Origin of the sequence: Aureimonas sp. OT7, from assembly GCF_014844055.1 — a bacterium.
Taxonomy (GTDB): domain Bacteria; phylum Pseudomonadota; class Alphaproteobacteria; order Rhizobiales; family Rhizobiaceae; genus Aureimonas; species Aureimonas altamirensis_A.
Genome location: NZ_CP062167.1, coordinates 3887973 through 3912430, shown reverse-complemented (window position 1 = coordinate 3912430; position 24458 = coordinate 3887973). Strand labels below are relative to the sequence as shown.

The 24458-nt window shown below is 66.4% G+C and carries 19 protein-coding genes; 11 read left to right on the top strand and 8 right to left on the bottom strand.

Features of this window, described 5'->3' with window-relative positions; genetic code table 11:
- Nucleotides 1-86 precede the first annotated feature (86 nt).
- The 7 genes from minC (at nucleotide 87) to IGS74_RS18670 (ending at nucleotide 5023) form a co-directional block, all read left to right on the top strand.
- Nucleotides 87-839, top strand: a complete 753-nt coding sequence (minC, locus tag IGS74_RS18700; protein WP_192388165.1) for a septum site-determining protein MinC — start codon at nucleotides 87-89, stop codon at nucleotides 837-839.
- A 17-nt stretch (nucleotides 840-856) separates the two neighbouring features.
- Entirely contained in the window at nucleotides 857-1672 is an 816-nt protein-coding gene (gene minD / locus IGS74_RS18695; protein WP_039195412.1) for a septum site-determining protein MinD, read from the top strand.
- Entirely contained in the window at nucleotides 1669-1953 is a 285-nt protein-coding gene (minE, locus tag IGS74_RS18690) for a cell division topological specificity factor MinE (protein WP_039195410.1), read from the top strand. The genes minD and minE overlap by 4 nt, the downstream gene beginning before the upstream one ends.
- A gap of 44 nt (nucleotides 1954-1997) precedes the next feature.
- Complete coding sequence (locus tag IGS74_RS18685) at nucleotides 1998-2162, top strand: hypothetical protein (RefSeq protein ID WP_192388162.1); 165 nt, start codon at nucleotides 1998-2000, stop codon at nucleotides 2160-2162.
- A gap of 107 nt (nucleotides 2163-2269) precedes the next feature.
- Nucleotides 2270-3220, top strand: a complete 951-nt coding sequence (locus IGS74_RS18680) for a PfkB family carbohydrate kinase (protein ID WP_192388160.1) — start codon at nucleotides 2270-2272, stop codon at nucleotides 3218-3220.
- Nucleotides 3217-4044 (top strand): inositol monophosphatase, encoded by an 828-nt coding sequence (locus IGS74_RS18675; RefSeq protein WP_039195409.1) that lies wholly within the window; start codon nucleotides 3217-3219, stop codon nucleotides 4042-4044. Before IGS74_RS18680 ends, IGS74_RS18675 begins: the two co-directional genes overlap by 4 nt.
- Before the next feature lie 100 nt (nucleotides 4045-4144).
- Complete coding sequence (locus tag IGS74_RS18670) at nucleotides 4145-5023, top strand: DMT family transporter (RefSeq protein ID WP_039195407.1); 879 nt, start codon at nucleotides 4145-4147, stop codon at nucleotides 5021-5023.
- A 55-nt stretch (nucleotides 5024-5078) separates the two neighbouring features.
- Here IGS74_RS18670 and IGS74_RS18665 read toward each other — a convergent pair whose 3' ends face one another.
- The 8 genes from IGS74_RS18665 to IGS74_RS18630 form a co-directional block, all read right to left on the bottom strand.
- Nucleotides 5079-5810, bottom strand: coding sequence for an SDR family oxidoreductase (locus tag IGS74_RS18665; RefSeq protein WP_192388158.1), 732 nt, complete (start codon nucleotides 5808-5810; stop codon nucleotides 5079-5081).
- 66 nt (nucleotides 5811-5876) lie between these two features.
- Nucleotides 5877-6530: a nucleoside/nucleotide kinase family protein gene (locus IGS74_RS18660; protein WP_192388157.1), complete on the bottom strand. Its 654-nt coding sequence runs from the start codon at nucleotides 6528-6530 to the stop codon at nucleotides 5877-5879.
- Nucleotides 6531-6536: 6 nt separating this feature from the next.
- Nucleotides 6537-6962 (bottom strand): heme-binding protein, encoded by a 426-nt coding sequence (locus tag IGS74_RS18655; RefSeq protein ID WP_192388155.1) that lies wholly within the window; start codon nucleotides 6960-6962, stop codon nucleotides 6537-6539.
- Between the two features lie 66 nt (nucleotides 6963-7028).
- Entirely contained in the window at nucleotides 7029-8309 is a 1281-nt protein-coding gene (locus IGS74_RS18650; RefSeq protein WP_246722694.1) for an Hsp70 family protein, read from the bottom strand.
- A gap of 13 nt (nucleotides 8310-8322) precedes the next feature.
- Entirely contained in the window at nucleotides 8323-10143 is a 1821-nt protein-coding gene (lepA, locus tag IGS74_RS18645) for a translation elongation factor 4 (RefSeq protein WP_039195401.1), read from the bottom strand.
- Nucleotides 10144-10196: 53 nt separating this feature from the next.
- Nucleotides 10197-11108 (bottom strand): transglutaminase family protein, encoded by a 912-nt coding sequence (locus tag IGS74_RS18640; protein WP_192388153.1) that lies wholly within the window; start codon nucleotides 11106-11108, stop codon nucleotides 10197-10199.
- Between the two features lie 4 nt (nucleotides 11109-11112).
- Entirely contained in the window at nucleotides 11113-13308 is a 2196-nt protein-coding gene (locus IGS74_RS18635; RefSeq protein WP_246722692.1) for a circularly permuted type 2 ATP-grasp protein, read from the bottom strand.
- Nucleotides 13309-13330: 22 nt separating this feature from the next.
- Nucleotides 13331-16651: a transglutaminase family protein gene (locus tag IGS74_RS18630; RefSeq protein WP_192388151.1), complete on the bottom strand. Its 3321-nt coding sequence runs from the start codon at nucleotides 16649-16651 to the stop codon at nucleotides 13331-13333.
- A 181-nt stretch (nucleotides 16652-16832) separates the two neighbouring features.
- Here IGS74_RS18630 and IGS74_RS18625 point away from each other — a divergent pair, with 181 nt between their 5' ends.
- The 4 genes from IGS74_RS18625 to treY are packed head-to-tail and all read left to right on the top strand — an operon-like array spanning nucleotide 16833 to nucleotide 24395.
- Nucleotides 16833-17963, top strand: a complete 1131-nt coding sequence (locus IGS74_RS18625) for a putative zinc-binding peptidase (RefSeq protein ID WP_192388149.1) — start codon at nucleotides 16833-16835, stop codon at nucleotides 17961-17963.
- Nucleotides 17964-17977: 14 nt separating this feature from the next.
- Nucleotides 17978-19861 (top strand): malto-oligosyltrehalose trehalohydrolase, encoded by a 1884-nt coding sequence (gene treZ / locus IGS74_RS18620; protein ID WP_192388148.1) that lies wholly within the window; start codon nucleotides 17978-17980, stop codon nucleotides 19859-19861.
- Nucleotides 19858-21702: a 4-alpha-glucanotransferase gene (malQ, locus tag IGS74_RS18615; protein WP_192388146.1), complete on the top strand. Its 1845-nt coding sequence runs from the start codon at nucleotides 19858-19860 to the stop codon at nucleotides 21700-21702. The genes treZ and malQ overlap by 4 nt, the downstream gene beginning before the upstream one ends.
- Complete coding sequence (gene treY / locus IGS74_RS18610) at nucleotides 21699-24395, top strand: malto-oligosyltrehalose synthase (RefSeq protein ID WP_192388144.1); 2697 nt, start codon at nucleotides 21699-21701, stop codon at nucleotides 24393-24395. The genes malQ and treY overlap by 4 nt, the downstream gene beginning before the upstream one ends.
- The last annotated feature ends 63 nt before the right edge of the window (nucleotides 24396-24458 follow it).

Below are 24458 nucleotides of genomic sequence, written 5' to 3'. Positions count from 1 at the left end.
TCATCGGCGCAAAGGCGCAAGGTTCGGGAATTAACCGGGTGTTAACCGTGGAGGCCGTACACCATGGAAACCACTCGTTAACCAAGATGAATGAAACCTTGACCAGTCGCAAAGCAATCCGCCTGCGCGGACGGTCCTTTCTGGCGCTCGTCCTGTCGCCGGAGCTTCCCTTCGAGGATTGGCTCCACGAACTGGATGACCTTGCCCGGCGCTCCACCGGCTTCTTCCTGAGCCGGCCCATCGTGCTGGACGTCGCCGGCTTGCCGATCACCCGGGATACTCTGCAGGCCCTGATCGACGAACTGGCCAGGCGCAATGTCAGGATCATGGGCATCGAGGGCGCCAAGCCGTCGCTGCTCGGCCCCGGCATGCCGCCGGAAATGCGCGGCGGCCGCCCGGCAGCGGACGTCGAGGTGCCGGACGAGGGCGTAACGCCGGCTGCCGGCCCGAAAGCGCGCAGCGAACCCGCGCGCGATGCCGCGGCCAGCGTCTATGTGCCGCCGCAGGGCAATTCCACGCTGATCGTCGAGGAAAGCGTGCGCTCGGGCCAGTCGATCATCCATCCCGAAGGGGACGTGACCGTGCTCGGGTCCGTCTCGTCCGGGGCGGAGATCGTGGCGGGCGGCTCCATCCACGTTTACGGCGCGCTTCGCGGCCGAGCCCTGGCCGGCTCCGCGGGCAACCCGAAGGCACGCATTTTCTGCCGCAGGCTCGAGGCCGAGCTGATCGCGATCGACGGCCTCTACAAGACCGCGGAAGACATGGAACAGAAACTCCGGGGGCAGGCCGTGCAGGTCTGGCTGGACGGGGATGTACTGAAGGCAGCCGTTCTGGCTTGAACGAAAGGACGTCGATAATGGCAAAAGTTCTGGTAGTGACGTCGGGCAAGGGAGGAGTCGGCAAGACGACCTCGACCGCCGCGCTGGGCGCCGCGCTTGCGCAGGGCGGCCAGAAGGTCGTGGTCGTCGATTTCGACGTCGGCCTTCGCAACCTCGATCTGGTGATGGGCGCCGAACGCCGGGTCGTCTACGATCTCATCAACGTCGTCCAGGGCGACGCCAAGCTGCCGCAGGCGCTGATCCGCGACAAGCGCATCGATACGCTGCACCTTCTGCCGGCCTCGCAGACGCGCGACAAGGACAACCTCACCTCCGAGGGTGTCGAGCGCGTGATGGGCGAGTTGAAGGAACAGTTCGACTGGGTGATCTGCGATAGCCCGGCCGGCATCGAGCGCGGCGCCACGCTGGCCATGCGCCATGCCGACATCGCGGTCGTCGTCACCAATCCGGAAGTGTCGTCGGTGCGCGACTCGGACCGCATCATCGGCCTGCTCGATTCCAAGACCGAACGTGCCGAGCGCGGCGAGCGGATCGAAAAGCACCTGCTGCTCACCCGCTACGATACGATTCGGGCCGAGCGTGGCGACATGCTCAAGGTCGAGGACGTGCTCGAGATCCTGTCCATTCCGCTTCTCGGGATCATTCCGGAAAGCGCCGAGGTGCTGCGCGCCTCCAACCTTGGAACGCCCGTCACCCTGTCGGACGCCAACAGCGCCCCGGCGCGCGCCTACATGGATGCGGCCCGCCGCCTGAACGGCGACGCCGTGCCGATGATCGTGCCGACCGACAAGCGCGGTCTCCTCGGCAAACTCTTCGGCAGGAGGGCGGCATGAACCTGTTCAACCTCTTTGCCCGACGCAACACGGCCCCGGCTGCGCGTGAGCGCCTGCAGGTTCTGCTGGCGCATGAGCGGGCCGCGGTGGGCCAGTCGGACCTCGTGAACATCCTTCGCGAGGAGATCCTGGCGGTCATTGCCAAGCACGTGTCCATCGACCCGGAGAAGGTGAAGGTGTCGATGGATCGGGGCGATGCCATTTCCATGCTGGAGGTGGACATCGAACTGCCGGTGGCCGAGCCGGTCATGGACCGCGAGGTTCGTGCCGCACACGGCTGACCGGTCTTGTGGATCCGAGGCTTGAAGCGAAAGGAGAGACCACGATGAGCAGAGCCGAACTTCTCGTCCGGTTGCAGAAGGTACAGGAAACCCCGGAAATGCAGGGTCGAAACATCCGCAGCATCGCGGCGATCCTGTCCAACGACGCGCTCCTCAAACATGTCGAGGTGTGCGAGGAAGCGGTCGAGAAAGCGCGCCGCGTCAACTAGACCGACCTGACCCCGGCCGATCGAGCCGGGGTTTTTTTGCCGGTGCAGAGCAACCGATGCGGTGGTTTGTCGCTTCCTCTGGTCAGCGAAACAACCGCGGGAAGATCATGCCAAGCGATAAGGTAGCGCGTAAACGAGAGGCCTCTGCGGAGATCGCGGTCTTCGCGCCATGGCCGCTTTTCACCATCACCATCGAGAAGCTGGCCAGCGGCGAGGACGAAGTCTATTTCCACGCCGGCGGGCAGGGCGTCTGGGCCGCCCGCATGGCGGCCGAACTCGGTGGCAAGGCCCTGTTGATCGGGCCGGTGGGCGGCGAGGCGCGTACCCTGATCGAGGCGCTGGTGCGGGCCGAGGGGCTGGATATGCGCGCCGTGCCCATACGCCACGCCAATGGCGGCTACATCAACGACCGGCGCGGCGGCCAGCGCAAGGAGATCGCCACGGTGCCGCCACCCCGGCTGGACCGCCACGAGGTCGACGATCTTTACAACGCGGCCCTGGCCGAGGGCATACGCTGCGGCACGATGATCGTGACCGGCGTACCCGACGGCAAGGTCCTGCCCGTGGAAGTTTATACGCGCCTGTCCCGCGACCTGAGGGCAAACGACGTCATCTCCGTCGCCGATATCGCGGGCACCGTCCTGGATGCGGTCGAGGAAGGCCTGACCTTGATCAAGGTCAGCCACGAGGAGCTGCAGGCGGCGGGCCTGGCCAAGGACGACAGCCGGAAAAGCCTGATGAAGGCAATGGAAGGGCTGCGCAAGAAGGCCGACAATATCGTCGTCTCCTGTGCGGGCGCCGGCGCGCTGGCCTTGATGCAGGATCGCTTCTGGGAGGCGAAGGCCCCGCAACTGACCCCGCGCGACCATTCCGGCGCGGGAGATTCCATGACCGCCGCGCTGGCCGTCGCCCTGTCACGCGGCGACGAGCCGGATGCCTGCCTGAAACTGGCGACGGCCGCCGGCGCGATGAATGTGACACGCCATGGGCGCGGAACCGGTAACCTGCACGACATCGAGATCGTCGCGGGGCGGGTGGAGATCGAGGAACTCAAATGAGCCAGGCACAGGACGATCTTCGGGATCTGGAACGCCTGGCCGTGGAGCTGGCGCAACTGGCCGGAGACCGCATCATCGCGTCCCTCGGCACAGCCCTTGCGGTCAAGTACAAGAAGCTGTCGCGCGAGGAGGAGGCGGAGGCCGAGTTCCGCGACCCGGTATCCGAAATCGACAGCGCCGTCGAGGCCGTGCTGCGCGAACGCCTTGCCGAACGCTATCCCACCCACGCCATCATCGGCGAAGAGGAGGGCGGCGGCGACCTGCCCCCGGGCGACTATACCTGGGTGATAGACCCCGTCGACGGGACGGCCAATTTCGTCAACGGCTTTCCCATCTTCGCGGCCTCGATCGGGCTCGTCCACAAGGGGGACCCCATCGTCGGCGCGGTCTGGTGCTCGACCAGCCATGCGCTGCGGCCCGGGGTCTATCATGCCACCAAAGGCGGCTCGCTGTTCTTCGACGGGGCGCGCATCGAGGCGGTGGACCGATCCGCCGTCAAGCGGCGCATCGTCGCCATGCCGAACCTGATGACCGACATGAGCCTTGGCTACGAGGCGCGGCAGACGGGCTCGGCGGCGGCGGAGTGCGCCTTCGTGGCCGCCGGGCTCCTTGCGGGCGCGCGGTTCGACTCGCCCAATATATGGGATGTCGCCGGCGGCGTGCCCCTGGTTCTGGCAACGGGCGGAACGGTGCTGACGCGTCAGGACGCCGCCCACGACTGGAAGGATTTCACGCGCTTCGATGCCCCGCGCGGCGTGGTCTGGCGCCAGCCCATGATTATCGGGGGCGGTGAAACGGCAAGCGCCTTGGCGCTCACCGCCTGACGGCACGCGGAATTATGCGCGTTGCGCGCGATAACCATTCCAATGGTAAGGCAAACAGGCTTTATGGGAGGGATCCGAAGCGACCTCCCGTAAGATCGACATGCCCAGCCAGACAGCGTCCACTTCCATACTCGGCGGCATCCTGCTTACGCTGGCCGCCGGGATGATCTTCTCGTCCATGGATGCCGTGGCCAAGAGCCTCACGGGAACGCTGCCGGTCATGCAGGTGGTCTGGGGGCGCTACGTCTTCCACACGATCCTCGTCGGCGGCGTCCTGGCTGCCCGCAGCGGCGGCTTCGGCTATCTGAGGTCCCGCCATCCGCTGCTGCAGTTCCTGCGCGGCATGTGCCTGCTCTCCTCGACGCTGCTGATGTACATGGCCATAGCGCGCGTGCCGCTGGCCGACGCGACGGCCGTCCTGTTCTTCTCGCCCGTGTTCGTGACGCTCCTGTCCGTGCTGGTGTTGAAGGAAACGATCGGCATCCACCGCATTACAGCGGTGGTCGCCGGCTTCGTCGGCGTGCTGCTGGTCGTCCGCCCCGAGCTTGGCCGCACCGACCCGTGGCTGTTGCTGCCGCTGGCCGCCGTCGTCAGCAATTCGGTGTACCTGATGATGACGCGCCATCTGGCGCATGCGGAAAACCCCGCGGTGACGCAGTTCAACACGACCGCCGCAGGCATGGTCATCATGTGCCTGGTCGTGCTGCCCGTATGGCAGACGCCCGCGCTGTCGCAATGGATGCTGATGTTCGTGATGGGGGCGTTCGGCGCCCTCGGCCATACCGTGCTGGTGAAGGCGTTTTCCTTCGCCCCGGCGTCGCTGCTGTCACCCTTCCTGTATTCGCAGGTGATGTTCTCGGCGCTGCTCAGCATCTTCTGGTTCGGCGATCCGATGCACCCGCTGACGCTGGCGGGTACCGCCATCCTGATCGCCAGCGGCATCTATATCTGGTGGCGCGAGAACCGAAAGCGCCTGTAGCCGCCCGCGCGCGGCAATGGGGGCAGGGACGCGGTCCCTGCCCTTCGCCAATGTGTCAGGCCGTCCAGCCGCCGTCGATCACATGGATCTGGCCGGTGGTGTAGGTGGCGCCGGCCAGATGCAGCGCCAGCGCCGCGATTTCCTCCGGCTGGCCGATCCGGCCGATGGGCTGGCGCGCGATGAAGGCAGCGCGGGCGCCCTCGTAGTCGCCGCCGGCGCGCAGGCGCTCCTGAAGCGAGGGGGAATCGACGGTGCCCGGGCAGATGGCATTGCAGCGGATACCCTTTCCGACATAGTCGGCGGCGACCGATTTGGTCAGGCCGATTACGGCGGCCTTGGTGACGCTGTAGGCAAAGCGATTCGGCACGGCCTTCACGCTGGAGGCAACGGACGCCATGTTGATGATGCAGCCGTCGCCACGCTCCAGCATACCGGGAAGGATCGCCTGGATCGTGTGCATCTGGGCACGGACGTTCAGATCGAAGGCGAAGTCGAGATCCTTGTCGCTGCAGTCCAGAATGGTCCCGGAGTGGACGACGCCGGCGCAATTGAAGAGAATGTCGATCGCGCCGGCCTTCACCGCAGCCGCCTCCACGGCCCCCGCATCGAGAACGTCGAGCTTCAGTGTCTCCACGCCGGCCACGCCAGACAGTTCGCCCAAGGCCGCCTCGTTGATGTCGGAGGCGATCACACGCGCTCCCGCCGCGGCGAACAGTTCCACCGTGGCCTTGCCGATGCCCTGTGCCGCCGCCGTTATGAAGGCCGTCTTTCCCGAAAGGTCGATCATGCTGTCTCCTGCCCATTGATCCAATCGCAGGTTCAATAGGGCGAAGCGTGGCTATAGGGCAAGTGGTTAGACCAATTCGGTTCCGTCCGTCCGAAGCGTGACATCGGCTTGCTTGCTCGAGCCCAGCACCAGCCGGACATTGGGAAGATCGTTGCCCTCCATTTTCATGAGCAGGGCGGCGTCGTCGTAATGGAGGCCCAGCCAACGCTGCCGAAGACGGACCTCGATGATGGCCATGGGCGCCGTCACGAACACCGCGATATCGAAGCGACTGCGCAGGTCGCGCCAGCCGTCGGCATCGAGAAGCAGGTAGTTTCCCTCGGTGACGATGATGCGCGCCGGGCCCGGCACGATGTCCGCGCCGGCCCTTGCGATCTCCAGCGCGCGATCGAAGACCGGCACGGCGATGTCGGATGCGTCGTCGGCGCGCAACCTGTCGAGCATCGCGCGATAGCCGCCCAGATCGAATGTGTGCGGAGCGCCCTTGCGCGGGCGGTGTCCACGTGCGTTCAGTACGGTATCGTCGAAATGGTAGCCGTCCATCGGAAACAGGGCGGCGACGCCGGGCCTGGCCGCATTCAACGATTGCGTCAGGCGGCCGGCGGCCGTCGATTTGCCGGCCCCGGGCGGGCCGGCAAGTGCAACGACGATACGCCGGCCATCGCCGGCCCGCCGCAAGGCAAGCTGGACGAGGTCCTGCAGGGTGATGTCCGGCGCCATCGGCGTTCAGCCGGCGTCGGCCGTGAAACCTGCCGCCTCGATGCCCGCGATCGCGGCGATCTCGTCATTGTCGGACGTATCGCCGGTGATGCCGACCGCACCGATGATCGCGCCGTCATTGCGGATCAGGACGCCGCCGGGTACCGGCACCAGGCTGCCGCCGGCAAGGCTGTTCATGGCCTGGATGAAGAATGGCTGTTTCTCCGCGCGGTCGAGCAGGGCACGGCAGCCGACGCCCATCGCGATGCAGCCATTGGCCTTGCCGATGGCGATGTCGGGGCGCATGCGCGAGGTGCCGTCCTGCCGTTCCAGGGCGATCAGTGCGCCCCCGGCATCCAGCACGGCCACCGTCAGCGGCTTGAACTTGCCTTCGGCCGCCTTGGCAAGGCTGGCGGAGATGATCTTGCGGGCGTGGTCGAGCGTCAGTGTCATGGGTTTCCTTCCCTGGTGACCCGGCATTTACTCGAATCGCCGGGCCTTGCGTTCGGAAAGCAAGCTTTATCCAAACCGTCGCGCGGCATCCAGCGCGAGGCCGAGGCCGACGCTGCCGAAGGCATCGGAGCGAATGACCTGCGCGTGCGGGAGGGATGCCGTAGCGGCCCTGCGCACAGCCGGCACTTCCGCGCCGCCACCGGTCAGGATGACGCTGTCGACGGCCTCTGCCGAAACGCCGGCCGTTGCCAGGGCCTCGGCAAGGCTGGCCTGGATCCTGCCGACGAGATCCTGCGTGGCATCCTCGAAGGCTGCCCGCGAGACGGTCAGGGCGAAGTCGAGACCCGGCTCGTCGAGGACGATTTCGGTTTCCGGGGCGTCCGTCAGTCGGATCTTGCCGGCTTCGACGGCGCCGGCCAGCCGATGCCCGGAGCGATATTCCACGAGGTGGCGAAACCGGTCCAGACGCTCGGGCTCGGCCGCGGCGCGCTCCAGGTCGCGGATGTCGCGCAATACCTTCGGCGTGTAGAGAAGGTTGATGCGATGCCATGTCGCCATGTCGTTGAAGTACCAGACGGGCAGGCTGCGCTTGCCGTCGGCGTAGAGGCTTCCCAGCCCGAAGTGCGGCATGACATGCCGTATGCTCAGCAGCCGGTCGAAATCCGTGCCGCCGACATGGACGCCGGTGGACGCCAGGATATCGGCCGACCGGTCATGCGCGCGGGCGCGCTCCGGTGACAGGCGCACCACCGAGAAGTCGGATGTGCCGCCGCCGATATCGACGATCAGCGCCAGTTCCTCCGCCTGCAACACCGACTCACGGTACAGCGCGGCGGCCACCGGCTCGTACTGGAACTCGACATGGGCGAAGCCTTCCGCCCGCGCCGCGGCGGCCAGTTGCGCCTCCGCAGTCGCGTCGGCGGCCGGGTCGTCATCGATGAAGTGCACCGGGCGCCCCAGCACGACCTTGTCCGCCTGCACGCCCGCCGATTCCAGCCGTTCGCGCATATGACGCAGGAAACGCCCGATAAGCTCCTGGAAGCTCTTGCGCTCGCGTCCGACCAGCGTCGTCTCGTTCATGAGCGACGTGCCGAGAATGCTTTTCAGGGCGCGCATGAAGCGGCCTTCCGCCCCCTCGACATATTCCGACACGGCCTTCCGGCCGAAATAGGTGTGGCCGTCCTCGAGGCTGAAGAACAGCGCCGAAGGGATGGTCAGCGCCTCGCCCTCGACGGGCAGCAGGCGCGGGGGCCCGCCACGCGCGGCGATGCCGAGCGTGGAGTTGGTCGTGCCGAAGTCGAGTCCGGCATGGGTGCCGGACGCCACGGTGCCTGATATCGGGGACAAGGGCTTCGTCCGCTCAACTGTCCATCTTGAGCGCGGCGATGAAGGCTTCCTGTGGAATCTCCACCTTGCCGAACTGCCGCATGCGCTTCTTGCCCTCTTTCTGCTTGTCGAGCAGCTTGCGCTTGCGGGTGGCGTCGCCGCCGTAGCATTTGGCGGTGACGTCCTTGCGGAGGGCCGAGATGGTCTCGCGGGCGATGACCTTGCCGCCGATGGCTGCCTGGATCGGGATCTTGAACAGATGTTGCGGGATCAGCTCCTTCAGCTTCTCGCACATGGCGCGGCCACGCCGCTCGGCCTGGCTGCGGTGGACCAGCATCGACAAGGCGTCGACCGGCTCCGCATTCACCAGGATGCCCATCTTGACGAGGTCGCCCTCGCGGTAGTCCACCATCTGGTAGTCGAAGGACGCGTAGCCCTTGGAGATCGACTTCAACCGGTCATAGAAGTCGAAGACGACTTCGTTCAGCGGCAGTTCGTAGGTGACCATGGCGCGCTTGCCAACATAGGACAGGTCGACCTGGATGCCGCGCCGCTCCTGGCAGAGTTGCAGGATATTGCCGAGATAATCGTCCGGCGTCAGGATCGTGGCGCGGATCCACGGCTCTTCGATCGTGTCGATGCGTACGATGTCGGGCATGTCGGCGGGGTTGTGAAGCTGGATTTCCGATCCGTCCGTCATGCGGATCGTGTAGACGACCGACGGCGCCGTCGCGATCAGGTCGAGATCGAATTCGCGGCTGAGCCGCTCCTGGATGATTTCCAGATGCAGGAGGCCGAGGAAGCCGCAGCGGAAGCCGAAGCCGAGCGCGGCGGAGGACTCCATCTCGAACGAAAAGGATGCATCGTTGAGGCGCAGCTTGCCCATGGCGGCGCGCAGATCGTCGAAATCGGCGGCATCGACGGGGAACAGGCCGCAGAAAACAACCGGCTGCGCCGGCTGGAAGCCGGGCAGCATTTCGGCCGTGGGGCGCTTGTCCTCGGTGATGGTATCGCCGACGCGCGTATCGGCGACCTCCTTGATGGATGCGGTGATGAAGCCGATTTCGCCGGGGCCGAGGGCGTCGACGCCGACCATCTTGGGGGTGAAGACGCCGACCCGGTCCACCGGATACCTGGCGTCCGTGCCCATCATGCGGATGGTCTGGCCCTTCTTCATTTCGCCGTCGATGACGCGTACCAGCACGACCACACCGAGATAGGCGTCGTACCAGCTATCGACCAGCATGGCCTTCAGCGGTGCGGACCGGTCGCCCGTCTTTGGAGAGGGCAGCCGAGTGACGATGGCTTCCAGAACGTCTTCGATGCCGAGGCCCGACTTCGCCGAGATCATCACCGCATCCGAGGCATCGAGGCCGATGACTTCCTCGATCTGCTCCTTGACGCGGTCGGGCTCGGCCGCCGGCAGGTCGATCTTGTTGAGCACGGGCACGATCTCGAGGTTGGCGTCGAGGGCCAGATAGACGTTGGCGAGCGTCTGCGCCTCCACGCCCTGCGCCGCGTCGACGACCAGCAGCGCGCCCTCGCAGGCCGACAGCGAGCGCGAGACTTCGTAGGCGAAGTCGACATGGCCCGGCGTGTCGATGAGGTTCAGCACATACATCTGCCCATCGCGGGCCGTGTAATGCAGGCGCACCGTCTGCGCCTTGATGGTGATGCCGCGCTCCCGCTCGATGTCCATTGAATCGAGCACCTGATCCTTCATTTCACGCGTGTCGAGGCCACCCGTCACCTGGATCAGGCGGTCGGCCAGGGTGGACTTGCCATGGTCGATATGAGCGACGATGGAAAAGTTGCGGATACGGTCGAGGGCGGTCTTGGTGCTCATCGCCCGCATATATTCAATCCGCGGCCAAACAGAAACTGCTTTTTATCGATGGGTGGGCGCTGTCACGCGGCCGGGAGGGAAGCCTGCCACGGGGCCGGCGGCTCGTTTTCGGGCACCACGTCGACTGCATGATCGGTCGCCTGCGCGCCGGTGGTGGTGACGACGCCGGCAACCGGGGCGACGTCCGCGTAGTCGCGGCCGAAGGCCACGGCAACATGGCCATCGCCGGCCAGGCAGCCATTGGTCGGGTCGAAGCCGACCCAGCCGAGGTCGGGCCCAAGCCACGCCTCGATCCAGGCGTGCATTGCATCCGCACCCTCGATGCGTGGCTGGCCGGGCGGCGGGTCCGTCCGCAGGAAGCCCGAAACGTAGGCCGCCGGAATACCGGTCTGACGCAGGCCCGCAATCATCAGGTGGGCGAAATCCTGGCAGACGCCGCGCCGGCTGGACAAGGTTTGCGCCGGCGTCGTTGCCAGCGACGAAAAGCCCGGTTCGTAGGCGAACTCGCCCGAGATGCGCTGCGCGACGGCGAGGACGCCAAGGCCGGGCGACAGGCCGGAAAGGCTTTCGGCCACGAAGATGCCTGCTTCCGGAAGGGGAGCCACCATGCGGCTGGCCGCGAGCTGGTATATCGGGCTCTGGCCGCTTTCGGCACGGCTGTGCCGGGCCATGTCCGACAGGGTAGCGATGTCCGGCGCGTTCGAAAGGTCGGGCTCGGCGCGCCGAACCTCGACGCGGGCGCGCATTTCGACCGACAGTGCGGTGTGCGGCCTGTTCAGCAGGAGGTGGTGTGTCCGGTTGCCGAAAAAACAGCTTTCCTGGAGCGTCTCGTCCGTATCGGGGGCGACGTCCAACGATAGCGCATGGAGCGTCTGGCCACGGTCGATGCGCGGCGAAACCCGCAGCAGATGATGGGCGCTGCGGACGGGAAGGGCATAGTCGTAGCCGATGCGAAGGCGGATATCGTAACGCATGGGCCTATTCCACCGTGCTTCCGCCGTAGGCGGACAGATGTCCCGAAGCCGGTGCGAAGTACCTTTCGGACAGGAGTTCGGAGATATCGCGCATGTCCTGGGCGACGCGTTTCAGGAAGGCGGCGTCGACCTCGCGCGGGTCCGCCGTGCGCAGGCGTACGGCCAGCCGGGCGATGCGCCGGCCGGGCTGCGTCAGCGGCTCGCCGGCCTGGAACCCCGGCAATGCGTGGATGATGGAGTCGAGCTCCTCGGCAAGGAACGTCACCGAGCGCGGGTTGAGTGGATCGAGCACGGACAGGTCCAGAACCGCGTGCCGCCACAGTTCCACCGAGTAGCGACGGCGATAGGTGAGGCGGCTGTCGGCGAGCTCCAGGATGGCGTCCAGCGCCTCGTCGCCCAGATCGGGCCGGACGAGGTCCGCCAATGATTCGCAGAATGCGATGCCCCTCTCGATCCGGCGGCCGCATTGCAGGAACCGCCAGCCGTTCAGCCGGTACATGTTCTCCTCGACAAGGCCGGTAAACCCCGACAGCCGCCCGAGAATGCCGTTGGCAACGGCGGCGGCCTCGGCGTGCGTCGCGGGCCGGGCCTCGGCCAGAAGGGGCGGGATTTCGGAAAGGACGCGCCAGCCATCCGGCGAAAACCGGTCGCGGATGCGGGACGCGATGTCGCAGGCCATGCCCGCCAGTGCGGCGAGGCCGGGCAGTGGCGCATCCGCATCCAGGCCGAAACGCATCAGGGCGCCGCGCAAGGCGCTGTCGACGTCTGCCAGCGGCGCTGCGTCCGCCTGCCGCCCCTGATGCGTGCGCATGATGCGGCTGGCCTGCTCCAGCCGCTCGACCTGCCGCCCCAGCCAGAACAGATTGTCCGCCGCGCGCGCCGGCAGCGCCCCCGGCAGCCGCCGTGAAAACACCGCGTCGCGTGCCAAAAGGGTAAGATTCGACCGGGGGCCGTCCGATAGCACCCAGACATCCACCGACCGGCCCCCGGCGCGGATGGCCGCCCCGGGCAGGGCCGCTTCCGCGACACGGGCGAAGCCGCCCGGCATGGCATGCCATCCGTCGCGGCCCCGCGCCAGGAATACGCGCAGCGTCACCGGCCTCGGTGACAGCGAACCGTTGGACAGGACCGGCGCGGTGGAGGGCGTGGCCGTCTGTTCCGCCGGCCGCAGGAGCAGCGTTTCGCCGATCAGGCGTTCCGCAAGCGCATCCATATACGGCGCGAGAGATGGATCTTCCAGGAAACCGGAACCCAGCGCATTGACCATCAGAAGGTTGCCGGCGCGGACGGTACGCGACAAGCCGGCCGTGCCGATGCGGCTTTCTCCGTTCAGCTCGACGGGGTCGGCGAAATCGGCGTCCAGCCTTCGCCAAAGCACCGCAACGGGCCGATCGCCATCCACGCTGCGCACGAAGACATGGTCCTGCCGCACGGTCAGGTCGCCGCCCTCGACGAGCTGGAAGCCGAGATAGCGGGCGAGATAGGCGTGTTCGTACGACGTCTCGCTCATCAGGCCGGGGCTTAGAATGCCGATCGCTTCGCCACCCAGGGAAGCGTTCCAAGCATGCAGCGCATCCCTGAAACCCTGGAAGAAGCCGGCGAGCCGGCGCACCCGCCCGTCGCGGACGAGCTCGGGGAAGGCCCTTGCGGTGGCGACGCGGTTTTCGAGGGCGAAACCCGCGCCCGAAGGCGCCTGGGTCCGGTCGCCAAGCAGGCGCCAGACGCCGTCCGTCCCGCGCATCAGATCCATGGCGACGAAGCCGAGGAGCGGCAGGCCGTTTTTCGCCTGATCGGCCAGCGGATGCAGGAATTCGCGGTTGCCGGCCAGCACCGTACCGGGCAGAAGGCCTTCCACCACGAGGGCGCGGCCGCCGTAGACGTCGGCAAGCAGGCTTTCCAGAAACCGTGCCCGCTGGATCAACGCCGTCTCGAGCGCGCGCCACTCGGCGGCGTCGATGACCAGTGGCAGGAATGCCAGCGGCCAGGCATGCTCGGCCGCCGTCGCGCCGGCGCCCTCCGCCGGGTCGCGATAGTAGACGCCGGCCTCGCGCAGATACTGCTCGGCCTGGCCCTGGCGGCGCGCCTGCTCTGCCGGGGGCATGGCCGCAAGCGCGTCGACGAGGCTGCGGTAGTGCGGGCGCACGACGCCGTTACCATCGACCATCTCGTCGATGCCGGCCGGCCGGTAGGTTGCCGACACGCCGCGTCGCGGGGGGCGGGCGTCAGAAAGCAAGGTGGCTCGGACGCCGCAGGTCGAGCGTCAGGGGGAAGGATGGGTCGGACAGTTCCCGTGCCGGCTGGAACGGGCCCGGCGTATGGCCGATATCCTCGAACCGGGCCAGCCTTCGCGCTTCCGCTTCATAGGCGTTGACGGGGAAGCTTTCGTAGTTGCGGCCGCCAGGATGGGCGACGTGATAGACGCAGCCTCCCAGCGAGCGGCCCGACCAGCGATCGTAGATGTCGAAGGTCAGGGGCGCCTGGACCGGAAGCGTGGGATGCAGGCCGCTGGCCGGCTTCCACGCCTTGAACCGCACCCCTGCCACGGCCTCGCCGGCCGTGCCCGTCGCCGTCAGCGGCACGAAACGTCCGTTGCATGTCACCGTGTGGCGCGCGGGGTCGAAGCCGGACAGCTTCACCTGCAGCCGCTCCACCGAAGAATCCACGAAACGGACGGTGCCGCCGATGGCGCCCGTTTCGCCCATCACGTGCCAGGGTTCGAGCGCCTGTCGCAACTCCAGCGAAACGCCCTGCCGCTCGATGCGGCCGCAGAACGGAAAGCGAAACTCGTGCTGGGCCTCGAACCATTCGGGGCGTACCGGGTAACCCGCGCGCTCGAGATCGCCCAGGACGGACAGGAAGTCGCGCCAGACGAAAGCGGGCAGCATGAACCGGTCGTGCAGGCTCGTGCCCCAGCGCGTGCAAGGCCCGTCCTGCGGCTCCTTCCAGAACCAGGCGATCAGCGCGCGCACCAGCAATTGCTGGGCCAGCGACATCTTCGCGTCCGGTGGCATCTCGAAGCCGCGAAACTCCACCAGGCCGAGGCGGCCGGTTGGCCCATCGGGCGAAAACAGTTTGTCGATACAGATTTCGGAGCGGTGGGTATTGCCGGTCACGTCGGTCAGGAGGTTGCGGAACAGGCGGTCCACAAGCCAGGGCGGCGGTGCGGTCCCCGCGCCGGGGGGCGGCACGTTGGCCATGGCGATCTCCAACTCGTAGAGGCTGTCGTGGCGCGCCTCGTCGATGCGTGGAGCCTGGCTGGTAGGGCCGATGAACATGCCGGAGAACAGATAGGACAGCGACGGATGGCGTTGCCAGTAAAGCACCAGCGATTTCAGCAGGTCGGGCCGGCGCAGGAACGGGCTGTCGAGCGGCGTCGCCCCGCCCACCACCACATGGTTGCCGCCGCCGGTGCCGACATGCCGCCCGTCCACCATAAATTTGTCCGTGCCGAGGCGCGACTGGCGCGCATCCTCATAGACGCCCGTCGTGATCGACACGGCATCGCGCCATCGCGCGGCGGGATGGACGTTGACTTCGATGACGCCGGGATCGGGCGCGACGCGGATGACGTCGATGCGCGGGTCGAAGGGCGGCTGATAGCCCTCGATCCGGACGGGCATGGACAAGGCTTCGGCCGCATCCTCGACGGCTGCGAGGAGATCGAGATACTCTTCCACCGTGGCCAGCGGCGGCATGAACACGCATAGCTTGCCGTCCTTCGGCTCGATGGACAGCGCCGTGCGGACAGAGCCGGCGATTTCGTCGATCGGCGCCGGCGCAACGGCCCGCTGCGGTGCCGCCGTCTCGATGCGCGGCTGGGGCCGGCCGAAACTGGCCGGTTCGGGCAGGGCGGGGAAGGTTTGCATCGGATCGGCCGGGTTGACGTAGGGGTACGAAGCCGGCGGAATATGCGACAAGGCGGTCAGCGGCAGGCGATAGCCGACCGAGCTGTCGCCCGGTACCAGGAACAGCTTGCCGCGCCGGGTGTGCCACTTTTCGGATATCCAGCGCCGGCCGCCGGGGCGGTCGGCCCCCTGCCATGACTGCACCGGCAGCACCATGCCGGACGGCTTGTGCAGCCCCCTGTCGAAGACGCGCGACAGCCGGGCGCGCTCCTCGGGATCGTCCAGTTTGGAATCCGATGGATCGACATTGTCCGGCAGGCGCGCTTCCCGCACCAGCCAGTAGGACGGATCCTCGAAGGCCGGCTGGGCATGGGCGGGGTCGACACCCAGCCTTTCCGCGACCGTTCGCAAGAGGGTTTCCGCCGCCTCGATGGTTGCCTCGCCGCTTTTCGCGTCCTGCGCGATCAAGGCGGGGTTTTTCCAGATCGGCTTGCCGTCCTTGCGCCAGTAAAGGGAATAGGTCCAACGCGGCAGGGTTTCGCCGGGATACCATTTGCCCTGGCCGAAATGCAGGAATCCGCCATCGGCGAAGCGCTTGCGAAGGCGGCGGATGAGATCGTCCGCAAGACCCTGCTTGGCCGGCCCCGTCGCGTCGGCGTTCCATTCCGGCGCCTCGAAATCGTCGACGGAAACGAAGGTGGGCTCGCCGCCCATGGTCAGGCGCACGTCGCCGGCGGCAAGATCGGCGTCGATGGCCTCGCCCAGCGCATCGAGCGCCTCCCAGCTTTCGTCCGGGAACGGGTACGAGACGCGGGGCCGTTCGGCGATACGCCGCACCGTCATGTCGAAGTGGAACTCGACCTCGGCATAGTCGACGGCACCCGAGATCGGCGCGGCCGACCGGAAATGCGGCGTTGCGGCCAGCGGGATGTGGCTTTCGCCCGTCAGAAGGCCCGATGTCGGGTCGAGACCGATCCAGCCGGCGCCGGGGACATACACTTCCGTCCAGGCATGCAGATCGGTGAAATCGTGGTCGGTTCCGGCGGGTCCGTCGAGGGCAACGGCGTCCGGCTTCAACTGGATGAGATAGCCGGAGACGAAACGGGCGGCGAGGCCGAGGTGGCGGAAGGTCTGCACCAGAAGCCAGGCGGAGTCGCGACAGGAGCCGGACCCGCGCGCCAGCGTCTCCTCCGGGGTCTGGACGCCGGGCTCCATGCGGATCACATAGTCGACCGCCTGTTCGACCCTGCGGTTCAGCGCCACGAGAAAATCGATGGTGGCGACGGGCGTCGTGTCGATGCCCGCAAGAAACGTCTGGAAAAGGGGGCCCGCCGGGTCGTGCGCCAGATAGGGCTTCAGTTCCTCGTGCAGCTCTTCGGAATAGGTGAACGGGGCCTTTTCCGCGCTGTCCTCGATGAAGAAATCGAAGGGGTTGTAGACCGACATGTCGGCGACGAGGTCCACTTCGATGCGAAACTCGGTCGCCGTCTCGGGGAAGACGATCCGGGCGAGGTAGTTGCCGAAGGGGTCCTGCTGCCAGTTGATGAAATGGTTGGCGGGAGTGATCTTCAGCGCGTACGACGGAACCTTCGTGCGCGAATGCGGGGCCGGACGAAGCCGGATCGTCTGTGGTGCAAGCCGGACCGACCGGTCATAGCGGTAATGCGTGACATGGTTCAGTGCGGCAAGAATCGACATGGGTTCGGTACGCGCCTTCGACCTGCTGGTTCCGAAATTATTATCGAACCATAGCCGAACCGTTCCCCGCCACAAGCGTTTGCATCGCAACATGACCAGCCGTCATGGAACCGAACGTCCGCCTGCTCATTCCTGACCGCCGATCAAACCCCGGTCGCTTCTCTCGAAGGTGCCACTCGTCATGAAGCTCTTTTCATGCCCCTCCTGCGATCAGGTGGTCTACTTCACCAACACGGTCTGCGAACGCTGCGGACACGCGCTGGGTTACGAGCCCCTGACCAATCGTATGCTGGCCCTCGAGCCCGACGGCCAGTTCTTCGTATCAGTCGGCCGCCGCGCCAATGGCGAGCACTGGAAGTACTGCGACAACTATCGCTACGGGGTCTGCAACTGGCTGCTGCCATCCGACAGCCCGGAGACGCTGTCCATCGCCTCGCGCTTCAACCTGACGGTGCCGGATCTGTCCGACCCCCAGAATGTCGCCTTGTGGCAGAAGATGGAATTTGCAAAGCAACGCCTGTTCTATTCGCTCCTCCGCCTGAAATTGCCGCTGATGACCCGGGCCGAAGATCCGGAAGGGCTTGGCTTCGACTTCCTGACGCATGATCCGGAAACGGGCGGCAACGTCATGACGGGGCATGATCGCGGCCTCATCACCATCGCGCTGGCAGAGGCCGACGACGCCGAGCGCGAGAAGCGGCGCGCGGAGCTGGGCGAGCCCTATCGAACACTGCTCGGCCATATGCGCCACGAGGTCGGCCACTGGTACTGGGACCGGCTGGTGCGGGACGGCAATGCCCTGGAAGCATGCCGAGCCGTCTTCGGTGACGATTCGCAGGATTACGGACAGGCCCTGCAGACCCATTACGCCAACGGTCCGCAGCCGAACTGGCAGGACAATTTCGTGTCGTCCTATGCCGGCGCGCACCCCTGGGAAGACTTCGCCGAGACCTGGGCACACTACCTGCATATCGTGGATACGCTGGAGACGGGCGGCGCTCTCGGCATGACGCTATCCCCGCGGCTGGACCGAGACGGCATCCTGACGACGGAGCTGGACTTCGACATCTACGGCCAGAGCACGACCATCGACCAGATAGCCGAAGCCTGGCTGGCGCTGTCGGCGGCGATCAACGCACTGAACCGCTCCATGGGGCTGAACGATGCCTACCCGTTCGTCCTGTCGCCGGTCGTGATCCAGAAACTCGGCTTCATTCATGACCTGGTGCACGGGCGCATCGGCACGGCGGCGCGGGCCGGGCTTTCGGAAGAGCTTGTCGAAAGTCAGCAACCCGAAACAGCCGCCGGTTAAGAAGGGAACATTCCATGGCCGAGGGCGGACAGATCGCAACGCGCTTTTCCTGCGAGACGAGTTGGGGGGCGCGGCCCGTCGATGGCGGCGCGCTGTTCCAGCTTTGGGCGCCGCATGCAACAACGGTCGAGCTTGCGGCCGGCGAAGGGGACGAAACGGCATTCCTTGCAATGGACAAGGACGCCGAAGGATGGTGGCGCCTGACGACGGATGCCGTTCCCGTGGGCGGCGCCTATGGATTTCGCGTCGATGGCGGCAGGCCAGTGCCCGACCCGGCCTCGCGCGAGCAGGTCTTCGACGTTCACAGCCCGTCCCGGCTGGTGGACCCGCACGCCCATGAGTGGCGCTCCGCGACATGGCGCGGCCGGCCCTGGCACGAGACGGTCTTCTACGAGATGCATGTCGGCACCTTCACCGACGAAGGGACGTTCGACAGCGCTATCGAAAGGCTCGATCATCTGAAGGCCACTGGGATCACCGCCATCGAGTTGCTGCCGGTCGCCGAGTTCGGCGGTCGGCGCGGCTGGGGATATGACGGTGTCCTCCTGTACTGCCCGCACGGCGTCTATGGCGGCCAACGGGGCCTCAAGCGCCTGGTCGATGCGGCACATGAGCGTGGGCTGATGGTGTTCCTGGACGTCGTCTACAATCACTTCGGGCCGGACGGGAACTACATCCCATCCTACCTGCCGGATTTCTTCCAGTCTGAAACGCATACGCCATGGGGCCCGGCCATCGCCTACGACGAGCCGGCCGTTCGCGCTTTCATGATCGAGAATGCGCTCTACTGGCTTGAGGAATACAGGGTCGACGGCCTGCGCCTGGATGCGATCGATTCCATCCACGATACGACCGACACGCCGCTCGTGGTGGAATTGGCCGAGCGTGTCCGCGCCGCCTTTCCGGACCGCCACATTCACATTACCAGCGAAGACGAGCGTAACATCACGCGCTTCATCGAGCGGGGCGCGGACGGCTCGATACCCTTGGTTTCCGGCGAGTGGAACGACGATTTCCACCATGCAGCCCATGTTCTGGCGACCAACGACCGCGAAGGCTACTACATCGATTACGAGTTCGACACGGTGGAGCAACTCGCAACGGCGCTGGCGACGGGCTTCGTTTACCAGGGCGAGCATTCTCCCCATCGCGACCGCGACGTCGGCGAGACGTCCGACCACCTGCCGCCGACCGCCTTCGTGAACTTCCTGCAGAACCACGACCAGATCGGCAATCGGGCCTTCGGCGACCGCCTCCGCTCGCTCAGTTCGGCGCGGGCCTTCGATTGCCTGCAGGCGATCCTGCTGCTGTCGCCGCAGATACCGCTCATGTTCCAGGGCGACGAGTTCGGCGATTGCAACTCCTTCTGCTTCTTCACCGATTTCGACGGAGAGCTGGGAGCCGCCGTTTCGCGTGGACGCAAGGCCGAGTTCGCCAAGTTCTCGGCATTCGAGGACCCGCATGCGCAGGAAGTCTTCCCGGACCCCAATGCGGAATCCACCTTCCTGACGTCCCGGCTGGACTGGTCGCTAAAGGAACGGCCGGTGAACCGGCGAAGGCTGCAGGTAACGCAGGAGCTTCTGGAAGCGCGGCGCGACCATGTCGTCCCGCTTCTCGCCGACGCACCCGGCGGTGCCGGAAAGGCGCTGGTCGACGGGCGGGCGATGGTCGTTTCGTGGGAGCTTGCGCCTGGCCTCTTCTACCATTGCTTCGCCAATCTGGACGACACGCCCTGGGAGATCGGCGAGGATTTCGATCCTCGCCGCCTCGAAGGGGCGACCGAGGTCTTCGCGAACCATCGCGGGATGTTCGACGATTTGCGGGACGGACGGATGCGCGGCTACGGCGTCGCCTTTATGCTCGGTCGCCATGACGTGATCGAAGGGCTGGCGGAATGACGGACGATCTGGTGTCTCTTGCGAGAAGCCATGGAATAGAAACGCGGTATACATCGGAGACGGGGGACGACAGGAGCCTGAGCGAGACGGCGCTCCGATCGCTCCTGACCGTGATGGGCATCGACCCGGATTCGGCGCAGCCGGGGCACTTCGAAAGCGCCCGCCATGTGCCCGAACTGGCCTGCGTCGCGCCGCAGGGCGACCCGGCCTGGGGCGTGACCTGCCAGCTCTACGCCCTGCGCTCGTCCCGCACATTCGGCCTCGGCGATTTCGAGGATCTCGGCCGCCTCGCCGAAATTGCCGGCAGGGCCGGGGCCGCATTCCTGGGCGTCAACCCGCTGCACGCGCTGTTCTTTGCCAATCCGGGCCATTACAGCCCGTATTCGCCGTCGACCCGCCGCTTCCTGAACCCCTTCTATATCGCGATGGACGCCCTGCCCGGCGGAGCCGCGGCGATGGCGGAGCTTGCGGCGGAAGATCCGTCGCTGTTCGACGGCCTCGACGGCGACCTGATCGACTATCCCCGGGCCGGCCGGGCGCGCGCGGCGGTGCTGCGGCGCATTTTCGATCGCGGCGAGGCCGTCGACCAGCAGGCGCTGAGCGCGTTTCGCGAACGGCACGCGGACGCCATCGAGAACTTCGCTTTGTTCGAGGCGCTGTCCATGCATTTTGCCGCCGCTGGCGGCAGCGCCGGATGGCATGGATGGCCGGAGCCTTTCCGGCATCCGGAGCATGACGCCGTACGCGCCTTCGCGGCCGAGCACGCGAGCGACATCCTGTTCCATATATGGTTGCAGCAGACGGCCGAAACGCAGCTCCGCACCGTGCAGAAGCGCGCCCTGGACGCGGGCATGAGCATCGGGCTCTATCTCGATTTCGCGGTGGGCGTCTCACCCGATGGGGCGGAGACCTGGGCGGACCCGGACGTGACGATGCCCGATGCGCGCGTCGGATCGCCGCCCGACATGTTCAATGCCGCCGGCCAGGACTGGGGCTTGGCGCCCCTGTCGCCGGAGGCGTTGGCAAAGCGCAACTACACGCCATTGGCGCAGGCCTACGACGCCCTGATGAAGAATGCCGGCGCCGTCCGGATCGATCATGTGATGGGGCTGGCGCGCCTGTGGTGGATCGCGCGCGGGCATGACGCCCGCGACGGCGGCTATGTCCGCTATCCGCTGGGCGATATGGTGGACGTGGTGGCCAGGGCGTCGCGCGCCAATGGCTGCATCGTCATCGGCGAGGATCTCGGTACCGTACCGGCCGGGTTCCGGCCGGTGATGCAGGCCGCCAATATCCTGTCCTATCGGGTGCTCTATTTCGAAAAGCGCGAGTGGGAAGGCTTTATCGCTCCCGCGCAGTACCCCGCCGGCTCGTTGGCCTGCATCTCCACCCACGATCTGGCGACGCTGGCCGGCTGGTGGGCCGCAAGCGACATCGCCTTGCGGGCGGAGGCCGGGCGCCAGGACGCGGAGTCGACGCGGCGTGACCGGGCCGAGCGCGACAACGACCGTCATGCCCTGCTGCATGCCTTGCGGCTCGACGGGCTGCTGCCGCACGATTTCGCCGGTCCGCTGGACAACCGTTCGGCCCTGCCGGACGCGCTGCCGCTGGAGCTGGCGCTGGCCGTCCATCGATTTGCGGCCCGGACGCGCTCCCACCTTTTCGCCGTGCAACTGGATGACATGGTGATGGCCTTGCGGCAGCCCAACCTGCCCGGCACCACGGACGCCTACCCCAACTGGCGCATTCGCGGCGAAGTCCCCCTCGAAGCCCTGGAAGACCACCCGATATTCAAGGCCATGGCTGCTGCCATGCGCGAGGAAAGGCCACGACACACATGACCAGCCGCACGCTGTCCGCAACCTACCGGCTGCAATTCCGCAACGGCGTCGGCTTCGACGATGCCCGCGCCCTGGTCCCCTATCTGGCCGAACTCGGCATAAGCCATTTCTACGCTTCGCCGGTGTTCGAGGCGTCGCCCGGCTCGACACACGGCTATGACGTGGTCGACTACAACCGCTTCGAGCCCGATCTTGGCGGCGACACCGGCTTTGGCGCCCTGTCCGACGCCCTGCGCGACGCGGGGCTTGGCCTCATCCTGGATTTCGTACCCAACCATATGGGCGTTTCCCCGGCCAACGGCTGGTGGGAGGATGTGTTGCGCTGGGGCTCGGAGAGCCGCCATGCGGGTACTTTCGACATCTCGTGGGAGGCGGAGAAAATCCTGATCCCCGTGCTGGGCCAGCCCTACGGGGAGGCGCTCGAAAACGGCGATCTTACCGTCGTCCTGGACATTGAACGCCGTGAGCTGAGGTTTTCCGCCTCCGGCTATGAACTTCCGGTGGATCCGCGCACCTTCCCCGACATCTTCGGCTTCCTCGATCATCCTCAGCGCGAGCCGCTGATCCGGTTGTTCGCGGGGGCGGAGCCGGCCGATGGCGACGACCTTGCCGAACGCCTGGGGGAACTGCTGGAAGATCCGGACTTTCTGGCCGCCATGGAGCAGGCCGTCGCCCGGGCGAACGGCGACAAGGCGGCATTGCATGCCCTGCACGAGCGGCAGAACTGGCGCCTGGCGTGGTGGCGGCTTGCCCGTGAGAAGCTGTCCTATCGCCGCTTCTTCGAAATCGCCGATCTCATTGGCGTCCGGCAGGAGGTCCGCCGCGTCTTCCGCGAGAGCCACCGCACCATCGTGCGGCTGGCGCGCGAGGGTCGGCTCGACGGTATCCGCATCGACCATGTGGACGGGGTCGCCGATCCGAAGGGATATCTCGGCGATCTCAGATCCGTGCTCGACAGGGCCGGGGCGAGCGAGGCCGTGATCCATGTCGAGAAAATCCTGACCGGGCCGGAGCGGCTGCGACGCAGCTGGAATGTCGAGGGCACGACCGGCTACGAATTCATTTCCGCCGTCTCCGGTCTCTACGTCGATGCCGCGCAGGAAGCGGCGATGACAGAGGCCTATGATGCCTTCGTCGGCGGCGAAGCGGCGCTGGAAGCGCAGGTTCACAAGCAGAAGCGCTATATTTTCAGCCACAATCTGGCGGGCGAACTGTCGGTGCTCACCGACATAGCCCTTTCGGTCGCCCGGCTTGGCCTGGCCACGCGCGACTTCGGGCCCGATACGCTGCAGCGCTCCATCCTCGAGATCGCGACGGCCCTGCCGGTCTATCGGACCTATTCCGGTATAGACGGCATTCCGGCCGAAGACATCGAGATCATCGATGGCGCAGTGGCATGGGTGCAGGCGGCCCGCAAGGTGGAGGCGGACGAGCCTGTCGTCTTCGTCGGCCGGCTCCTGAAACTCGACTTCGAGGATGGCGCGGCCATGGCCGGCGCACTCGACTTTACCCGCCGCTTCCAGCAGACCACCGGCGCGGTGATGGCCAAGGCAGTCGAGGATACCGTCTTCTATCGATGGAACCGGTTGATCGCCCTGAACGAGGTCGGCGGAGAGCCCGACCATTACGGGGCCGATGTCGACGCCTTCCACACGGCGATGCAGATCCGGCTGGAAGACCAGCCCGAAGGGCTCCTGGCATTGTCGACGCACGATACCAAGCGCGGGGAGGATGCACGGGCTCGCATCTACACGATCAGCGAGGCACCCGACACCTGGAACGAGATCGTCCGCTTTGCGGCGGATGCGCTGGCCCCGTACCGCGTCAGTCTCGACGATGGCGGCCTGTCGCCCGACCCGGCGACCGAATGGGGGTTCTATCAGTCGCTGCTGGGTGTCCTGCCCGCCGACTTCGACCCCGATGATGGCGGGGCCTGCGACGACATCCGCCAGCGGATGCGCGCCTTCATGGAAAAGGCCGTGCGCGAGGCCAAGCAGTTCACCAGTTGGACCGCCCCCAACGAGCCTTACGAAAAGGCCTTGCTCGCCTTCGTGGACGCCGCCTTCGAACCGGCATTCCTGCGGAGCTTCTGGGAGCGGGTACAGCCCTTCGTGGTTGCCGGGGCGCTGACGAGCCTGTCCCAGACCCTGGTGCGGCTGGGCGCGCCCGGCGTGCCGGATATCTATCAGGGTACGGAATTCTACGACAACAGTCTGGTCGACCCCGACAATCGCAGGCTCGTCGACTTCGATGCGCGCCGGTCGGTGCTGCGCGGCGGCGAGCCGGTTGGCGCCGCGGCGGCGCACTGGCGCGACGGCTGCGCCAAGGCGCGGTTGACGGCGGTGGGCCTTGCGGCGCGTGGGGCCCGGCCGGGCCTGTTCACCGTCGGCGATTACGTCCCTTTGGCGGTGCAGGGCGCGGCAGCCCGCCATTTCGTGGCCTTTGCAAGGTCGAGTGGAGACGATGCGGCCATCGTCGTCGCGCCCCGCCTCTGCCTGTCGCTTCTGGAAGGGCGTGCCGACCTGACCGGCATCGCACTTGGCGATACGCGCGTCGTGGTGCCGCCCGCATTGGCGGGGCGTCGCATGTCCGACGCCGTATCGGGAAAACCGGTGACGGTGGAGGGGGCGATGCTCCTGGCGGAGCTGTTCGACGGCGTACCCCTGGCCTTCCTGAGCACACCGGGCAGGTGAACGTTCGTTCGCCGAATCCTGCTTGCAATCTTCTGGGATCGCCGCTCAATCTTGCGCTGCAAC

Bases quoted from the DNA above. Each gene is read 5' to 3' on its own strand.
- IGS74_RS18670 (WP_039195407.1), top strand. From the start codon at position 4,145: ATGCCCAGCCAGACAGCGTCCACTTCCATACTCGGCGGCATCCTGCTT.
- IGS74_RS18665 (WP_192388158.1), bottom strand. From the start codon at position 5,810: ATGATCGACCTTTCGGGAAAGACGGCCTTCATAACGGCGGCGGCACAG.
- IGS74_RS18660 (WP_192388157.1), bottom strand. From the start codon at position 6,530: ATGGCGCCGGACATCACCCTGCAGGACCTCGTCCAGCTTGCCTTGCGG.
- IGS74_RS18655 (WP_192388155.1), bottom strand. From the start codon at position 6,962: ATGACACTGACGCTCGACCACGCCCGCAAGATCATCTCCGCCAGCCTT.
- minE (WP_039195410.1), top strand. From the start codon at position 1,669: ATGAACCTGTTCAACCTCTTTGCCCGACGCAACACGGCCCCGGCTGCG.
- IGS74_RS18630 (WP_192388151.1), bottom strand. From the start codon at position 16,651: ATGTCGATTCTTGCCGCACTGAACCATGTCACGCATTACCGCTATGAC.
- IGS74_RS18640 (WP_192388153.1), bottom strand. From the start codon at position 11,108: ATGCGTTACGATATCCGCCTTCGCATCGGCTACGACTATGCCCTTCCC.
- treY (WP_192388144.1), top strand. From the start codon at position 21,699: ATGACCAGCCGCACGCTGTCCGCAACCTACCGGCTGCAATTCCGCAAC.
- minC (WP_192388165.1), top strand. From the start codon at position 87: ATGAATGAAACCTTGACCAGTCGCAAAGCAATCCGCCTGCGCGGACGG.
- IGS74_RS18680 (WP_192388160.1), top strand. From the start codon at position 2,270: ATGCCAAGCGATAAGGTAGCGCGTAAACGAGAGGCCTCTGCGGAGATC.
- malQ (WP_192388146.1), top strand. From the start codon at position 19,858: ATGACGGACGATCTGGTGTCTCTTGCGAGAAGCCATGGAATAGAAACG.
- IGS74_RS18625 (WP_192388149.1), top strand. From the start codon at position 16,833: ATGAAGCTCTTTTCATGCCCCTCCTGCGATCAGGTGGTCTACTTCACC.
- minD (WP_039195412.1), top strand. From the start codon at position 857: ATGGCAAAAGTTCTGGTAGTGACGTCGGGCAAGGGAGGAGTCGGCAAG.
- IGS74_RS18675 (WP_039195409.1), top strand. From the start codon at position 3,217: ATGAGCCAGGCACAGGACGATCTTCGGGATCTGGAACGCCTGGCCGTG.
- IGS74_RS18685 (WP_192388162.1), top strand. From the start codon at position 1,998: ATGAGCAGAGCCGAACTTCTCGTCCGGTTGCAGAAGGTACAGGAAACC.
- lepA (WP_039195401.1), bottom strand. From the start codon at position 10,143: ATGCGGGCGATGAGCACCAAGACCGCCCTCGACCGTATCCGCAACTTT.
- treZ (WP_192388148.1), top strand. From the start codon at position 17,978: ATGGCCGAGGGCGGACAGATCGCAACGCGCTTTTCCTGCGAGACGAGT.